The 16,093-nt window shown below is 72.3% G+C and carries 14 protein-coding genes and 2 pseudogenes; 5 read left to right on the forward strand and 11 right to left on the reverse strand.

Going from position 1 to position 16,093, the window contains the following annotated elements; genetic code table 11:
• Positions 1 to 29: 29 nt before the first annotated feature.
• Positions 30 to 1,820 (reverse strand): 2-isopropylmalate synthase, encoded by a 1,791-nt coding sequence (gene leuA, locus FB554_RS08450; RefSeq protein WP_142005551.1) that lies wholly within the window; start codon positions 1,818 to 1,820, stop codon positions 30 to 32.
• A 285-nt stretch (positions 1,821 to 2,105) separates the two neighbouring features.
• Positions 2,106 to 2,909, reverse strand: coding sequence for an LLM class flavin-dependent oxidoreductase (locus FB554_RS08455; protein WP_142005552.1), 804 nt, complete (start codon positions 2,907 to 2,909; stop codon positions 2,106 to 2,108).
• Between the two features lie 68 nt (positions 2,910 to 2,977).
• Between FB554_RS08455 and FB554_RS08460 the strand changes: the two genes are divergently transcribed.
• From FB554_RS08460 to FB554_RS08480, 5 genes are all read left to right on the forward strand, one after another.
• Positions 2,978 to 3,484, forward strand: a complete 507-nt coding sequence (locus FB554_RS08460; protein WP_142005553.1) for a hypothetical protein — start codon at positions 2,978 to 2,980, stop codon at positions 3,482 to 3,484.
• A 275-nt stretch (positions 3,485 to 3,759) separates the two neighbouring features.
• The gene (locus FB554_RS08465) at positions 3,760 to 4,539 is read left to right on the forward strand and encodes a hypothetical protein (protein ID WP_142005554.1); all 780 of its coding nucleotides are present in this window, start codon (positions 3,760 to 3,762) and stop codon (positions 4,537 to 4,539) included.
• 122 nt (positions 4,540 to 4,661) lie between these two features.
• Positions 4,662 to 5,873, forward strand: coding sequence for an MFS transporter (locus FB554_RS08470; protein WP_142005555.1), 1,212 nt, complete (start codon positions 4,662 to 4,664; stop codon positions 5,871 to 5,873).
• 14 nt (positions 5,874 to 5,887) lie between these two features.
• Positions 5,888 to 6,349, forward strand: a complete 462-nt coding sequence (locus FB554_RS08475; RefSeq protein WP_142005556.1) for a MarR family winged helix-turn-helix transcriptional regulator — start codon at positions 5,888 to 5,890, stop codon at positions 6,347 to 6,349.
• A 52-nt stretch (positions 6,350 to 6,401) separates the two neighbouring features.
• Positions 6,402 to 7,571: a M4 family metallopeptidase gene (locus FB554_RS08480; protein ID WP_142005557.1), complete on the forward strand. Its 1,170-nt coding sequence runs from the start codon at positions 6,402 to 6,404 to the stop codon at positions 7,569 to 7,571.
• A 1-nt stretch (position 7,572) separates the two neighbouring features.
• On the opposite strand, the gene FB554_RS08485 is transcribed toward FB554_RS08480, so the two are convergent.
• The 9 genes and pseudogenes from FB554_RS08485 to hrcA all read right to left on the reverse strand — a co-directional run bounded on the left by FB554_RS08485 (position 7,573) and on the right by hrcA (position 16,043).
• Positions 7,573 to 8,310, reverse strand: coding sequence for a class I SAM-dependent methyltransferase (locus FB554_RS08485; protein WP_142005558.1), 738 nt, complete (start codon positions 8,308 to 8,310; stop codon positions 7,573 to 7,575).
• Between the two features lie 10 nt (positions 8,311 to 8,320).
• A complete protein-coding gene (era, locus tag FB554_RS08490; protein WP_142005559.1) occupies positions 8,321 to 9,268 on the reverse strand; it encodes a GTPase Era in 948 nt (315 codons plus the stop codon).
• On the reverse strand, positions 9,265 to 10,584 hold the full coding sequence (locus tag FB554_RS08495; protein ID WP_142005560.1) for a hemolysin family protein: 1,320 nt from the start codon (positions 10,582 to 10,584) through the stop codon (positions 9,265 to 9,267). Before FB554_RS08495 ends, era begins: the two co-directional genes overlap by 4 nt.
• Positions 10,585 to 10,591: 7 nt before the next feature.
• Entirely contained in the window at positions 10,592 to 11,083 is a 492-nt protein-coding gene (gene ybeY, locus FB554_RS08500) for an rRNA maturation RNase YbeY (protein ID WP_142005561.1), read from the reverse strand.
• A pseudogene (locus FB554_RS17325) lies at positions 11,080 to 11,451 on the reverse strand (PhoH family protein); the annotation flags it as partial. The gene ybeY and the pseudogene FB554_RS17325, both read right to left, overlap by 4 nt.
• 900 nt (positions 11,452 to 12,351) lie before the next feature.
• Positions 12,352 to 13,101, reverse strand: a pseudogene (locus FB554_RS17330) (PhoH family protein); the annotation flags it as partial.
• A gap of 10 nt (positions 13,102 to 13,111) precedes the next feature.
• Positions 13,112 to 13,891 carry a 16S rRNA (uracil(1498)-N(3))-methyltransferase gene (locus FB554_RS08510; RefSeq protein ID WP_142005562.1) on the reverse strand — a complete coding sequence of 260 codons (780 nt, stop codon included), beginning with the start codon at positions 13,889 to 13,891 and terminating at the stop codon, positions 13,112 to 13,114.
• A complete protein-coding gene (gene dnaJ, locus FB554_RS08515; RefSeq protein WP_142005563.1) occupies positions 13,888 to 15,021 on the reverse strand; it encodes a molecular chaperone DnaJ in 1,134 nt (377 codons plus the stop codon). The genes FB554_RS08510 and dnaJ overlap by 4 nt, the downstream gene beginning before the upstream one ends.
• Entirely contained in the window at positions 15,018 to 16,043 is a 1,026-nt protein-coding gene (gene hrcA, locus FB554_RS08520; protein ID WP_142005564.1) for a heat-inducible transcriptional repressor HrcA, read from the reverse strand. The genes dnaJ and hrcA overlap by 4 nt, the downstream gene beginning before the upstream one ends.
• Positions 16,044 to 16,093 lie beyond the last annotated feature (50 nt).

Consider the following 16,093-nt stretch of genomic DNA (forward strand, 5'->3'; position numbering starts at 1 on the left):
CCGGCCCGGAGCATCCCGCCGGCCGCGGCTCAGACCGCGTTGCTCGGATGCACCTGGGCGGGCTCCTCGACCGGCACCGGGGCGTCGCGCAGCGCCCGGTTCACCGCCGAGAGCACCGCGGTGAGCGAGGCCTTCACGATCGAGCTGTGCAGGCCGACGCCCCACAGCACGCGCTCGCCGATGGCCGCCTCGACGTACGCCGCCGCCCGGGCGCCCTCACCGGCCGACATGGCGTGCTCGGCGTAGTCGAGCACCCGCACGTCGATGCCGAGCGTCGACAGGGCGTCGGTGAACGCGGCGATCGGGCCGTTGCCCTGCCCCTGGATGGTGATCTCGCGGCCGCCGTTGTCGCGGTCGGTCATCGTGGCGGTGATCCGGTCACCGTCGGACGTGCTCTCGATGGAGTGCGTGATCGGGGCGAACCGGCCCCAGGCCGCCTCGCCCTCGCCCGCGCCGGGGACGTACTCGTCGGTGAAGACGTCCCACAGCTGCGCCGGGGTGACCTCGCCGCCCTGGGTGTCGGTGCGCTGCTGCACGACCCCGCTGAACTCCACCTGCAGCCGGCGCGGCAGGTCCAGCTGGTGCTCGCTCTTGAGGATGTAGGCCACGCCGCCCTTGCCGGACTGGCTGTTGACGCGCACGACCGCCTCGTAGGAACGGCCGATGTCGTGCGGGTCGATCGGCAGGTAGGGCACGCCCCAGACCAGCTCGTCGAGCTCGCGGCCGGACTCGCGCACCTGGCGGTCCATGTCCTCGAAGCCCTTCTTGATGGCGTCCTGGTGCGACCCGGAGAAGGCGGTGTAGACCAGGTCGCCGCCCCACGGGTGCCGCTCGTGCACCGGCAGCTGGTTGCAGTGCTCGACGGTGCGCCGGATCTCGTCCATGTCGGAGAAGTCGATCTGCGGGTCGACGCCCTGGCTGAACAGGTTCATGCCGAGCGTGACCAGGTCGACGTTGCCGGTGCGCTCGCCGTTGCCGAACAGGCAGCCCTCGATGCGGTCGGCGCCGGCGAGGTATCCCAGCTCGGCCGCCGCCACGCCCTCCCCGCGGTCGTTGTGCGGGTGCAGCGACACGACGATCGACTCACGGCGGTCGAGGTGGCGCACCATCCACTCGATGGAGTCGGCGTAGACGTTGGGCGTGGCCATCTCGACGGTCGCCGGCAGGTTGACGATCATCTTGTGGTCCGGCGTGGGGTCGATGACGTCGATGACCTCGTTGCAGATGCGCACCGCGAACTCCAGCTCGGTGCCGGTGTAGGACTCCGGGGAGTACTCGTAGTAGACGTCGGTCTCGGGAACGGTCTCCTCGAGCTTCTTGCACAGCCGGGCCGCCTGCAGCGCGATGTCGACGATGCCGTCCTGGTCGAGCCCGAAGACCACCCGCCGCTGCAGCGCCGAGGTCGAGTTGTAGAAGTGCACGATCGCCGACTTCGCGCCGCGGATCGCGTCGAAGGTGCGCTCGACCAGGTGGTCGCGGCTCTGCGTGAGGACCTGGATGGTCACGTCGTCGGGGATGTGGCCGCCGTCGATGAGCTGGCGGCAGAAGTCGTAGTCGGTCTGGCTGGCGCTGGGGAAGCCGACCTCGATCTCCTTGTAGCCCATGCGCACCAGGAGCTGGAACATGCGCATCTTGCGCTCGGCGTTCATCGGGTCGATGAGGGCCTGGTTGCCGTCGCGCAGGTCGACCGCGCACCAGCGCGGCGCCTTGGTGATCTGCTTGTCCGGCCAGGTGCGGTCGGGCAGGTCGACGGTGATCTGCTTGCTGAACGGTTCGTACTTGCCGATCGGCATCGACGTGGGCTGCTGGGGGTGGATCATCTCTCGCCTCGGGTTCGGGGCGGTGCGCTCGCCGGTGCCGCAGTGATGGCGCGGGGCCGACGGGTCCGCCAGTTCAGGTGTGGCTGAAGGGGATTCGGCCGCAGGAGGCGACTCCGCGGCGAGGAAGGCCGAAGATCAGGCCTCGCCGCGGCGACGAAGGAGAAGCAGCGAGTACGTCGTCCGCACGTGGTCACCATAGCCGCGCCCAGGTGCGTGGTGTCCACGGGTCGGTCTCGATTGCCCGGGATGCGGGACGCCCCCAACGCTGATCGAGTAGCCGAGCCGCTAGGCGAGGCGTATCGAGATCGCCCCCAGCCGGGCGGCGAAGTCGAGGATCGCCGGGCCGGACTCGGGGCCGCGGTCGCCGAGCGCGAGCACCGGCACGCGGGTGGCACCGGCGTCGGCGAGCTCGTACACCCGGTCGGTCAGCTGTTGCACCGACGCGTCGACGGGCAGGTCGGTGAAGACCACCACGTCGGGCTCGGCCGCTCCCGCCGGACGGGCCCCGCGCAGCCGTGCGACGGCCTCGCGCACGGCCGCGGCGGACGTCCCGCCGGTGAGGATCAGCCCGTCTCCGAGCTCGCCGGCGAGCGCGATCGTCTTCGGGCCGACCGCCCCGACGAGCACCGGCGGCACCTGCTCGGGCGGCCAGCGCAGCTGCACGCCGTCGAGCCGGACGTAGCGCCCCTCGACCGTGACCGACTCCCCAGCGAGGAGCGCGCGCAGGGCCGTGGCGTGCTCGCGCAGCAGCGTCATGGGCGACTCGGCGCGCACCCCGGCCTGGCCCATCCACTCCAGCACCCCGTGGCCGATGCCGGGCAGCAGCCGGCCGGGGAACAGCCGCGCCAGGGTGGCCAGCTCCATCGCGGTCAGCGCGACGTTGCGCAGCGGCACCGGGAGCAGCCCGACGCCGACCCGGATGCGCTCGGTCCACGCCAGCGCGGCGGCGGCCGGGGCCAGCCCGCTCTCGGCGAAGCAGTCTTCCCAGAACCACACCTCGGGCAGACCGGCCCGCTCGGCGGCCAGCACCGCCTCGCGGTAGCGCTCGGGCGGTTGGTCGGGCGGCACGATGAGTCCGGTCTCAGCCATGCCCGGCACGCTAGAGGTGCCCGACGACATCCCCCCGCCGATCGGCGCCGGCTCGCTAGCCTCCCGCCATGCGACGAGGACTCCCGGTGACCGCTGCGGCGGCAAGCGGTGCGCTCCTGCTCACCGGCTGCGGCGGCAGCGACGCCGCGGACGACGCACCGGCCAGGCCCGCCACCTGCGCGAGCCAGGCGCCGCGGGTGAGCCAGGCGTACGGCTGGGGGTCGAAGGTCGACGTCGACGACAGCGGCCGGCTGTACGCCCTCGCCACCGCCGTCGACGGACCCACCGTGCGCGACGCGCGCGTCGAGGTCGGGGTGGTCGCCACCCGCCGCACCGGCGACGTGCTGGCCGAGGCCAGCACCCTCACCCTCGGCGTCGTCACCAGCGACGGGAAGCTGTGCCGCGACCCGGTCGGGCTGCCGATGCTCGGTCTGAACCGGCAGACCTCGGTCGATGTCTCGGTGCGCACCGAGACCTCCGGCGAGAGCAAGGACGCGATCACGCTCGTGGTGCTCGACCAGGGCGGTGCGGTGCTCGCGGCGTGGCGCACCGGAGGCGCCACCGCCCCGAGCTGACAGGCACGACGACCCGCCGATCACCGCTCGAACCGCCACGCCCGGCGCGTGCGCTCGCTAGCCTGCCGGCCATGCGAGCTCTCAGGGGGACAGCCGCCGTCGGTGCGGCCATCGGTGCTTTGGTGCTGGCCGGGTGCGGCAGCGACAGCGGACCGGCAGCAGCGAGCTCCGCTGCGGGACAAGGCGATTCGCACGCGAGCGCATCAAGTGGTGACTCCCCCGACCGTAGCTCCGGACCGCGCAAGCCGTTCGGGTGCGAGGACTCCGCGCCCGAGGTGACGAAGACGTACGCCTGGGGTTCGCAGGCCGAGGTCTCCAGCGGCGGCGAGCGATACTCGCTCAACACCGCCAAGCAGGGCCCGGTCGTCAAGGGGTCGCGGATCACCGTGGCGCTCAACGCCGTGCGCACCAGCGGCGACCAGTTCCCCAGCCCCACCAAGCTGCGGTATGCCGTGGTCACCGGCGACGGGATGCTGTGCCAGGACCGCACGCCGTTCCAGATGCTCACCCGCGGCCGGGTAGAGCCGGTGAACGTGTCCGTGCAGGCCGACTCCCCCGGCGAGGACAAGAACCGGGTGACCCTCGTGGCGCTCGACACCGGCGGCCGGGTGCTCGCCGCGTGGCGGACCGGTGGCGAGGTGCGCACGATCGCGCCACCGACCGGGTGCACCGCGAAGCTGAAGGAGCCGTTCGACCCCGACCGCACGACCTCGTTCGGCAAGGCGGCACCGCTGCGCAAGAAGCAGGTCGAGGGCACGACGCTGCAGGTCGCGAAGCCGAAGGTCACGAACGAACCGGGTGCGCTGTCCAGCACGGTCACCGTCGAGGTCACGCTCACCAGTCCGTTCTCCGCCATCGTGGGACCGCAGCAGTTCGCCCTGGTGGACGGCAAGGGAAACCTGTGCCCGCGCGTGAAGGACGTCGTCGACCTGCCGCTGGTCTCCTCGGGCGACCCCGAGACCCGTGAGCTGACGTTCGAGCTCCCACGCGGTGTGAAGCCGGAGGGTCTGAAGGTCTTCTGGTCCAGCTCCGAGGAGACCGTCGAGTTCCGCTGACCGCCCCCGGGCACAGCTGCGCCCGACCCGACCGAGACCTCGGTCACAGTATTTGACAGAGTCAAGCATTTCGACATACTTGACGTTGTCAAACAACCCCGTGACCGAGGAGGCCGCCCCCGATGACCGATCTGGTGCACCGCAGGGCAGGCCTGCCACCCCTGCGACGGGTCCACCGCGAGCACCCGTGGCGGATGCCGATCCTGGTCGTCGCGGTCATCCTGTCCGGTCTCGCGGTGCGCTCGCCGATCACGGTGATGGGTCCGCTCGGCCAGCAGATCGGCGACGCGTACGGCTTGTCGGCCGCGGGCATCGGCGCCCTGACCACCGTGACGCTCGTGGTGTTCGTCGTCGCGTCACCGTTCGCGACCACCGTCGGACGCCGGCTCGGCATCGAGCTCGCGGTGGTGCTCGGCTTCCTGATCGTCGTGGCGGGGGCGGTGGTGCGCACGCTGCCCTCCACCGCCGCGCTCTACGCCGGCACCGTGCTCGTCGCGCTCGGGCTCTGCCTCCCGAACGTGCTGCTGCCCATGGTGATCCGCCGCGACTTCCCCCGCTCGATCGGGACGATGACCGCCCTGTTCACCTCGACGATGACCGTCAGCGGCGCCCTCGGCTCCTTCCTCGCCCTGCCGCTCACCTCGCAGTGGGGCTGGCACGTGGCGATCACCGTGATCCCGGCCGGCGCGCTGCTCGCCGCCGTGCTGTGGCTCCCCTTCGAGCGGGAGCACCACCAGCCCGACCGCACCGCCGGCGTGCCCGCCGGGTCGCTGTGGCGCTCGCCCCTCGCGTGGCAGGTGACCGCCTTCTTCGGCATGCAGTCGCTGATGTTCTACACCGCGGTCGCGTGGCTGGTGCCGATGCTCACCGACCGGGGCATGTCCGCCGCGGCCGCCTCCGGCCTGCTGGGCATGCTGGCGCTGATCGGCATGGTGCCGAGCCTGCTGGTGCCGCCGATCGCGGCCCGCGGGCGCGACCAGGTCGTCGTGGCCGCCCTGATCGGGCTCGTGCAGCTGGTCGGCGGCGTGCTCGTCGCGACCACGACGGGCGCGGCGCTCGCGGTCGGCGTGCTGGTCGTCGGCGTCGGCAGCGGGGCCGGCATGTCGCTCGCATACTCCTTCCTCGGGCTGCGCACCGGCACGAGCATGGCCGCCGGCCGGCTCGCCGGCATGTCGCAGTCCGGTGGCTACGCCATCGCCGCCCTCGGCCCGGTCCTGGTCGGGCTCGCGCACGAGTGGTCCGGCTCGTGGAGCGGCCCGCGGTGGACGTACGCCATCGTCGGGCTGGCTACCCTGACGCTCGGCATGCTGGCCGGTCGGGCCCGCCGCGTCTGATCAGGAGACCCCGCATGACGACTTCGAGCAAGCTGCCGCCCGAGCTGGCCGGTGGCCTCACGGGCCGGGAGCGAGAGACCTGGCGCGAGTTCGCGCGGGTCTCGCGGGCCATGGAGGCGCGTCTGGCCGCCGTGCTCGCCGACACCCCGGTGAGCACGGGCGAGTTCGGCGTCCTGATCGCCGTGGCCGAGCTCGGTGGGTCGCCCCAGATGTCCGTCGTGGCCGGTCACCTGTCCCTGTCCCCCAGCGACCTGTCCCACCGCGCCGCCCGGCTCGAGCGCAAGCAGCTGCTGCGGCGCAGCAAGTCCTCCGACGACGCCCGCGCGACCACCGCTGAGCTGACCGACGAGGGACGGGCGCTGCTCGCGGAGGTGCTGCCGACGTACGCCGAGACGGTGCGCGGCGGGCTGCTGGCCCGGCTGAGCGCCACCCAGCAGCGCTCGCTCGTGGACTGGCTGCGCGACATCCGCCCCTGATCGGAGCACGCACAACGCCCCCGCTGTCGGACCCTCGTTGCACAGTAGGGGCATGACCACGACTCGCTGCCACATCGTCCCGCCCCACCTGCTGCGTCGGCTGGCTCGCGACGCCGACCCCCGGGTCGCGCAGATCGCCGAGCGCACGCTGCTGATGGGCAACGACATGGTGGCGCGTCGCGAGGTGCGCGCCGCGCGCAGCGGCCCGCGGCGCGACAACCTCGGCGGCACCGGTCTGCTGCCGCCCGACGTGCGCGACCGCGGGCGCGCGGCACGGCCGGCTCCCACCGACCCCACCGTCGTGCGCCCCGAGCCGACCGACGAGCTGCAGCCCGACTCCGGCGCCGTCTCGCCCAAGCGCAGCATCTACGACGCGCAGCGCAAGCAGGAGCTGCCCGGGGTCCTGGTGCGCTCCGAGGGCGAGCCGCCGGTCGCCGACGAGTCGGTGAACGAGGCCTACGACGGGCTCGGCCAGACGTTCGCGCTGTTCGCCGAGGAGTACGACCGCAACTCCCTCGACGACCAGGGCTTGCCGCTGACCGCGAGCGTCCACTACGGCGTCGAGTTCGACAACGCCTTCTGGGACGGCGAGCAGATGGTGTTCGGCGACGGCGACGGCGAGTTCTTCAACTCCTTCACCGACAGCGTCGACGTCATCGCGCACGAGCTGGTGCACGGCTTCATCCAGTTCACCGCTGCGTTCACCTACGTCGGCCAGTCCGGGGCGCTCAACGAGTCGGTGTCCGACGTGTTCGGGTCGCTGGTCAAGCAGCGGGTGCGCGGCGAGACCGCCGACCAGGCCGACTGGCTCATCGGCGAGTCGCTGTTCACCGACAAGGTGCAGGGGGTTGCGCTGCGCTCGCTGAAGGCGCCCGGCACGGCGTACGACGACCCCACCCTCGGCAAGGACCCGCAGCCGGCGACGATGGACGACTACGCCGAGATGCCGCACGACGAGCAGAACGACAACGGCGGCGTGCACATCAACTCCGGCATCCCCAACCACGCCTTCTACCTCGCGGCGACCGCGATCGGCGGCAACGCCTGGGAGCGGGCGGGGCAGGTCTGGTACGACGCGATGACCCGGGGCGGGCTGCCCAAGGACGCCGACTTCGCCGTGTTCGCGCAGGCGACCGTCACCCAGGCCGGCGAGCGGTTCGGTTCCGGCAGCCCCGAGCAGCAGGCGGTTGAGCGGGCTTGGCAGCAGGTGAAGGTGCTGTGACTCAGCGGCGGCGGCGCAGGTCGGGGTGGCGCCGCACCGCGAGGTAGCGGTCGTCGATCTCCTCGATGCCGAACGAGCCGACCGGGATCTCGTCGACGATGGTGTCCTCGCTCAGGCCGTAGGGCCGCACCCGCGTGGACACCTCGCGCACCACCTCGCCGTCGCGCAGGGTGAGGTAGTCGTTGGTGATCTCGACCCGGCCGTCGTCGAGCGGGGTCGCGGCGAACCAGCGCTGATACTCCTGGCGGCCCATGGTGGCCGAGGCCGACAGCTTGCGCTCGACGGGGCCGTCACCGGCGCCGTACGACCTGCTCATCAGCACCGGCGCCCCGGGCACGAGCACCCGCGCCATCCGCTGCCAGAAGGCTTCGCGCTGCCGCTCGCCGAGGAAGTAGATCACGTTGAACAGCAGCGCACCGCCGCACTGGTCGGGCAGCCAGGAGTCGAGGATCGACTCGGGCAGCACGGTGGTGCGCGGGCGCAGGTCGTCGCGCTCGGCGATGCGCAGCATCAGCAGCGAACGCATCACCCAGTCGGGCTCGACCGCGACGATCTCGGCCTCGGGGTAGCGCTCGGCGAGGGTGACCGTGGTCAGCCCGGACCCCGACCCGATGTCGATCAGCGGCAGCTCGGGCTTGAAATCCGCTGCCTCCCAAGGGATGTCGGTGACGAAGTCGGTGTCCTTCACCGGCAGTCGCAGGGCGTCGCCGAACTCGGCCCAGGCTTCGTACTCGCTCATCGTCTCCCGCTCAGAAGCCGAGCTTGCTCAGCTGGTTGGGGTCGCGCTGCCAGTCCTTGGCGACCTTGACGTGCAGATCGAGGAACACCCGCTGCCCGAGCATCGCCTCGATCTGGGTGCGCGCCTGGGTGCCGACCTCGCGCAGCCGCGAGCCGCCGCGCCCGATGATGATCGCCTTCTGCGACGGCCGCTCGACGAACACGTTGACCCGCACGTCGAGCAGCGGGTTGTCCTCGGGGCGGTCCTCGCGCGGCACCATCTCCTCGACGACGACCGCCAGGCTGTGCGGCAGCTCGTCGCGCACGCCCTCGAGCGCGGCCTCGCGCACCAGCTCGGCGATCATCACCGACTCCGGCTCGTCGGTGAGCATCCCGTCGGGATACAGCTGCGGCGACTCCGGCAGGTACGACATCAGCACCTCGGCGACCGTGTCGACCTGGTCCATGCGCGTCGCCGAGCACGGGACGATCGCGTCGTAGTCGCCGAGCTCGCTGATCGCCACGAGGTGCTCGGCCAACCGGTCCTTGCTGACCGTGTCCGACTTGGTCGCGATGGCCACCACGGGCCGTCGGCGCCCCCGCCGCAGCTCGGCCAGCTCGGCGGCGATGAACGCGTCCCCCGGACCGATGCGCTGATCGGCCGGCAGGCAGAAGCCGACCACGTCGACCTCGAGCAGGGTCTCGCGCACCAGGTCGTTCAGCCGCTGCCCCAGCAGGGTGCGCGGCTTGTGCAGCCCAGGGGTGTCGACCAGCACCAGCTGGGCCTGGTCGGTCGTGAGCACCCCGCGAATCGTGTGCCGCGTCGTCTGCGGCTTGCTGGAGGTGATCGCGACCTTCTGGCCGACCAGCGCGTTGGTCAGCGTCGACTTGCCGGCGTTGGGCCGGCCCACCAGGCAGGCGAACCCCGCGCGATAACCCTCGCCGCCCGCACCCTGCGCTGCGCGCTCCTCGCCGCTCACAGCACTACCTCCTCGCCCGAGGACCGGGCATGCTCGCGGGGCTGCTCGTCGTCGGACGGCTCCCCCGGGTCGACGGGCTCCACCACCACGGTCGCCAGCTGGTGCCGGCGACCCGACATCCGCTCGGCGACCAGCCGCAGCCCGGCGATGTCGCCGGTGGCGCCCGGGATCGGCACCCGGCCGACCAGCTTGGTGAGCAGGCCGCCGACCGTCTCGACGTCCTCCTCGTCGATCGTGACGTCGAACAGCTCGGCGAGATCGTCGATGTCCATCCGCGCCGGCACCCGGGTGCGCCCGTCGGCGAGCTGCTCGACGCCGGGGGTGGCGCGGTCGTACTCGTCGTCGATCTCGCCCACGATCTCCTCGACGATGTCCTCCATCGTGACCAGGCCGGCGGTCCCGCCGTACTCGTCGATGACGACCGCGAAGTGACGCCGCTCGAGCTGCATCTCCTTGAGCAGGTCGTCGGCGGGCTTGCTGTCGGGCACGAACGCCACCGGCCGCATCACCTCGTGGACCGGCAGCTGCTCGGAGTCGTGGTCGGAGAACACGCGACGCGACACGTCCTTGAAGAACAGCAGGCCCTCGATGTCGTCGGGGCTGCCGTCGACCACGGGCAGGCGGGAGAAGCCGGAGCGCGAGAACAGGTACATCGCCTGCCGCAGCGTCTTCTCGCGGTCGATCGTGATCATGTCGGTGCGCGGCACCATGACCTCGCGCGCGAGGGTGTCGCCGAGGTCGAAGACCGAGTGCAGCATCTTGCGCTCGTCGTCCTCGATCAGCTGCGACGCCTGCGCGATGTCCACGAACTCGCGCAGCTCGGCCTCGGTCTCGAAGGGGCCGTCGCGGTAGCCGCGACCGGGGGTGACGGCGTTGCCGAGCAGGACCAGCAGGCGTACGACCGGGGCCAGCACGCGACGCAGCTGCACCACGAGCGGGGCGCTGACCAGCGCGACCGCCTCGGCGTGCTGGCGACCGAGCGTGCGCGGGGAGACGCCGACGAGCAGGAAGCTGACCAGCAGCATGACGCCGATCGCGGTGAGCAGCGCGGGCCAGAAGTCGTCGAAGAGCTCTTGCACGGCCAGCGTGACGAGCACGGCGGCGGTGGCCTCGGCGAGCACGCGCAGGAATGCCAGCACCATCGCCACGGCGCTGCGGTCGGCGACGACGGCCTGCAGCGCGGGCGCGCCGCGCTTGCCCTCCTCGACGAGCTCGGCCGCCCGGCCGGCCCCGACCCGGCGGATGGCCGACTCCATGGCGGCGAAGGCGAACCCCAGCACGACGCTCGCGAGGGCGACGATCCACAGGGCGGTCATGGTGTGCTCACTCCTTGCCCGACGGCGGGGTGATGCGCGCGTCGGAGCCTCGGCGGGCGAGGAAGGTCAGCAGCAGGGTGCGCTGCAGGTCGAACATCTCTTGCCGCTCCCGCGGCTCGGCGTGGTCGAAGCCCAGCAGGTGCAGCACGCCGTGCACGGTGAGCAGCAGCAGCTCCTCCTGCGTCGTGTGGCCCGCCTCGGCCGCCTGACGCGCCGCGACGGTCGGGCACAGCACGATGTCGCCGAGCACGCCCTCCTCGGACGGCTCGCCGGCGCGGCCGGGACGCAGCTCGTCCATCGGGAAGCTCATGACGTCGGTCGGCCCGGGCAGGTCCATCCACTGCACGTGGAGCACCTCCATGGCCGCCTCGTCGATGACCCGGATCGCGAGGTCGGCCTGCGGGTGCACGTGCATCTCGTCCATCGCGTAGCGAGCCACCTCGTGCAGCTCGTCGAGGTCGACCTCGACCTCGGTCTCGTTGAGCACGTCGATGCTCATCGCTCCCCCTGCGGGCGCCGGCCGGACGGCCCCTGCGGGCCGCGCTGGCCGTGCTGGCTGTGCTGGCCAGGGGCCCCCTTCTCCTGCTTGGCGTCCCACCGGCCGTAGGCCTCGACGATCTCGCTGACCAGGCGATGGCGTACGACGTCCTGGGCCTTGAGGTGCGCGAAGTGCACGTCCTCGACGTCGCCCAGGATCTGCTGCACCACCCGCAGCCCCGACGTGGTGCCGCTCGGCAGGTCGACCTGGGTGGTGTCACCGGTCACGACCATCCTGGAGCCGAAACCCAGCCGGGTGAGGAACATCTTCATCTGCTCGGCCGAGGTGTTCTGCGCCTCGTCGAGGATGATGAAGGAGTCGTTGAGGGTGTTGTGGGTGACCAGGAAGTCGTCGGTGACGTAGAGGGAGTCGGCCGCGGCCACCTGGATGCACACCGTCTCGGCCTCCCCGGCCGGCTCGATCGCGTGCACGAACCGCATCGGCCGCCCCGGCTCGCCCTGGGCGTACTTCACCCGCTTGCGCTCCAGCCGGAACGGTTCGAGCCCCGCCGGCAGCCGCAGGTCGACGACGTAGGCGTCGTGGTCACTCCCCGTGTCGGCGACGCCGCCCAACGACCGCACCAGCTCGACCACGTCGTCACGCAGCCCAGCCGAGCCGGACCGCACCTCGATCGAGGTCGTGCCTGCCTCGCCACGCACGTGGCCCGCCTCGCTGTCGAGCAGGCCCTGCAGCAACGCGTGCCGGACCGAGAGGCTGTTGAGCAGGTACGCCTGAGGAACCCGGTCCGGCGCGTCGCCTGGGGCCGGACTTGGATCGAGTGAGCCGCCGGCCGAAGCGTTGACCACCGCGCCCGCCGCGACCGGATTCGCCAGGGTCGCCCTCGACCCGTCACCGAGCAGCAGCCCCAGCACGTAGGGGTCCAGCGGGACGTCGGCCTCGGGCAGGTTGACCGGTGCCACCACCGGCAGCTCGAACCGGTGGGCGTGGGCGGCGCGCTCGTGGCCGATCATGTCCTGGGTCTGCAGCGTGCGCTGGGTGCCGCGGCGCTTGTCGCTCGCGGTGCGCACGGTCCACAGGTGCTCCCCGCAGCACAGCGTGGAGCTGCCGTCCTGGGCACTGACCCGGAAAATCGGCTTGCGACCCTGCGGGAAGACGCCGAGCACCGGAGTGGGCGACCCGTCGGAGCCGATCACCAGGTCACCGACGGCCAGCGAGCCGATCTCGCGGAAGCCCTCGGGGGTGAGCACCTTGGCGTCGAGCGGCTGCGCGCGGCCGCGCATATAGGCCAGCGGCGCCACCTCGATCGTGCCGGCGGCCATCAGCCGCGGGATCGAGTCGGGGTCGATCATGTCGTGCAGCGCGTCGTAGAGCGGCCGCAGGTAGGGGTCGATCTTGTCGTTCAGCGTGCCGGGCAGGAAGCCCAGCCGCTCGCCCGCCTCGACCGCCGGCCGGGTCAGGATGATCCGGTTGACTTCCTTGGCCTGCAGCGCCGCGACGGCCTTGGCCATCGCGAGGTAGGTCTTGCCGGTGCCGGCCGGGCCGATGCCGAAGACGACGGTGTTGGAGTCGATGGCGTCGACGTACTGCTTCTGGCCGAGCGTCTTCGGCCGGATCGTGCGGCCGCGGCTGCTCACGATGTTCATCGTCAGCACGTCCGCCGGCCGCTCGCGGGTCTTGGCCTGCAGCATGCCGATGGAGCGCTCGACCGCGTCGCGGTTGAGCGGGTGGCCGGCGTCGATGATGGTCAGCAGCTCGCCGAGCAGCTCCTCGACGATCGCGACGTCGGCGCTCGGGCCCTGCGCGCGGAACTCGTTGCCGCGCACGTGCAGCTCGACGCGCGGGAAGGCGCGCTCCATCGTGCGCAGCAGCTCGTCGCGCGGACCGAGCAGCGTGACCATCTGGATGTCGGGCGGGATGGTGACGGTGCGGCTGATCGAGTCGCCGCCCTCGGGGCTGGGGGTGTCGTCTGCGGGGACCTCGGCCGTGCCGGGATGCTCGCTCGGATGGTCGTCTGTCATCGCGGCCAGTCTACGGAGCCCCGCCGACAGCGGCCTCATCCTTTGTGCCCGACCAGCGGCTGCGCGCCAGCAGCACCGCGAGCGCCGCCGGCCCGGCCGTCGACGAGCGCAGGACCGTCGACCCCAGCCGTACGTCCGTCGCACCTGCCGCACGCAGCGCGGCCAGCTCGGCGGGCGAGATACCGCCCTCGGGCCCGACCACCACCAGCACCTCGCCCGCTGCGGGCAGCTCCACCGCGCCGATCGGCTGCTCGGCCTCCTCGTGCAGCACCAGCGTGGCCGCGGCGTCGCCCGCCACGGCGGCCAGGCCGTCGAGCCCGACCACGTCACCGACCTCGGGCACGGTCGCCCGCCGCGACTGCTTGGCCGCCGCCACGGTCGCGCTGACCCACTTCGCGTGCGCCTTGGCCGCCCGGTCGCCGCGCCAGCGCACGATGCTGCGCTCGGCCTGCCAGGGCAGCACCCGGTCGACGCCCAGCTCGGTGGCGGCCTCGACCGCCTGCAGGTCGCGGCCGTCCTTGGCCAGGGCCTGCACGAGCACGAAAGTCGTTGCAGGAGAGGGCGATCGGTCGACCGACTCGACGAGCAGCACCAGCTCGTCGCGGCCGGCCTCGGCCACCGTCGTGGTCGCGACCGCACCGGTCCCGTCGGCCAGCAGCACCTGCTCCCCCACCCCGATGCGCCGCACGGTCGCGGCGTGCCGCCCCTCCGCCCCGTCGAGCACCACCCGGGTGCCGGGCTGCGTGTCGGCGAGCCGGGCGTACGGCAGGTGGAACAGCGGCGCGGTCACGCGCTACTTCCCCCGAAGGCGTCGCGGATGCGGCCGAACAGCCCCTGGCTGACCGGCTGGAAGGCGGCCTGCGGCCGCTCCTCGTCGCGCTCCTTGGCCAGCTGACGCAGCAGCTCCTGCTGCTGGTGGTCCAGCTTCGTGGGCGTGCGCACGTTGGCGTGCACCATCAGGTCGCCGCGCACGCTCGAGCGCAGGTGGGTGACGCCCAGCCCGCGCAGCGTGACGACGTCGCCGGGCTGCGTGCCGGGGCGCACCTCGACGTCGCGCGGCCCGTCGAAGGTGTCGAGCGCGACGGTGGTGCCGAGCGCGGCCGCGGTCATCGGCAGCTCGAGCGAGCAGTGCAGGTCGTCGCCCTGCCGCTGGAAGACGGGGTGCTTGCGCACCCGGACCTCGACGTACAGGTCGCCGTTCGGACCGCCGCCCGGACCGGCCTCGCTCTCGCCGGCGAGCTGGATGCGGGTGCCGCTGTCGACGCCCGCGGGGACCTTGATGGTGATGGTGCGGCGGTCGCGCACGCGCCCCTCGCCGGAGCAGTCGAAGCACGGGTCGGTGATGATCTCGCCGAAGCCGCGGCAGGCGCCGCACGGTCGGGTGGTGCGCACCTGGCCGAGGAAGGAGTTCTGGATCTCCTGCACCTGGCCGGCGCCGTGGCACACGTCGCAGGTGCGCCGGCCGGTGCCCGGCCGCGCCCCGTCGCCGTGGCAGGTCGGGCAGACGACGGCGGTGTCGAACGTCAGGTCGGCCTCGCCGCCGAACACGGCCTCGCGCAGGTCGATCTCGAGCGGCACGAGGGCGTCCTGGCCGCGCTGCTGGCGACTGCGCGGCCCGCGGGCGCCGCCCGCCGCACCCGCGCCGAAGAAGGCGTCCATGATGTCGGTGAAGGAGAAACCCTGGCCGAACCCCGCGGCTCCGCCGGCCGCCATGGGGTCGACGCCGGCGTCGTACTGCCCCTTCTTCTGCGGGTCGGACAGCACCTCGTAGGCCACCGACAGCCGCTTGAACTCCTCGGCCGCCTCGGGGCTGGGGTTGACGTCGGGGTGCAGCCGGCGGGCCTGCTTGCGGTAGGCGCGCTTGATCTCCTCCGGGCTCGCGTCGCGCGAGACGCCGAGGGTGCCGTAGTAGTCATTCACTGGTCGAGGATCTCCGAGACGTAGCGGGCGACGGCGCGGACGGCCGCCATGGTCGAGGGGTAGTCCATCCGGGTCGGTCCGAGCACGCCGAGGCCGGCGACGCCGCCACTGCCGTACGTCGTCGTCACCACCGACGTGGACTGCAGCCCGGCGTGCGGGTTCTCGGCGCCGATGCGCACCGCGACGGCGTCGCGCTCGACGGGGTCGAGCGACTCCAGCAGGCGCAGCAGCACCACGTGCTGCTCGAGCGCCTCGAGCACGACACCGAGGTCTCCGGCGTCGACGCCCGTGCGCGCGAGGTTGGAGGTGCCGGCCAGCACCACCCGCTCCTCCCGCTGCTCGCGCAGCAGGTCGGTGAGCGAGGTGATGATCGCCTGCACGCTCGGCCGGTCGGCGGCGGGGAACTCCTCCGGCAGGCTGGACAGCTGCGCGGTCGCCTCGCCGAGCACCTGACCGTCGGTGACGGCGTTGATGCGGGCGCGCAGCTCGCCGAGCAGCTGCTGGCCGGCCGCGTCGGCCGGGTCCTGCGCCAGCTCGACGACGCGCTGCTCGACCCGGCCGCTGGACAGGATCAGCACCACCATCGCGCGGTCGATCCCGAGCGGCACCAGCTCGACGTGGCGCACCGTCGAGCGGCTGAGCGAGGGGTACTGCATGACCGCGACCTGCTGGGTGAGCGAGGCGAGCAGCCGCGCGGTGCGGTCGACGACGTCGTCGAGGTCGACCGACTGGTCCAGGAAAGTCCGGATGGCGCTCTTCTCGGCGCGGCTCATCGGCTTGATCCCGCTGAGCCGGTCGACGAACAGCCGGTAGCCCGCATCGGTCGGGATGCGCCCGGCCGACGTGTGCGGCGCGGCGATCAGCCCGTCCTCCTCGAGCGCGGCCATGTCGTTGCGCACGGTCGCGGCCGAGACGCCCAGGCGGTGCCGCTCCAGCAGCGCCTTGGACCCCACCGGCTCGGAGGTCGCGACGTAGTCCTGCACGATCGCGCGCAGCACCTGCAGTCGCCTGTCGTCGGACATGGTCACCACCTTCGTCGGCATCGGGAGCGGCGGGCGCGCTCGCACCGGCC

Source organism: Barrientosiimonas humi, from assembly GCF_006716095.1.
Lineage (GTDB): Bacteria > Actinomycetota > Actinomycetes > Actinomycetales > Dermatophilaceae > Barrientosiimonas > Barrientosiimonas humi.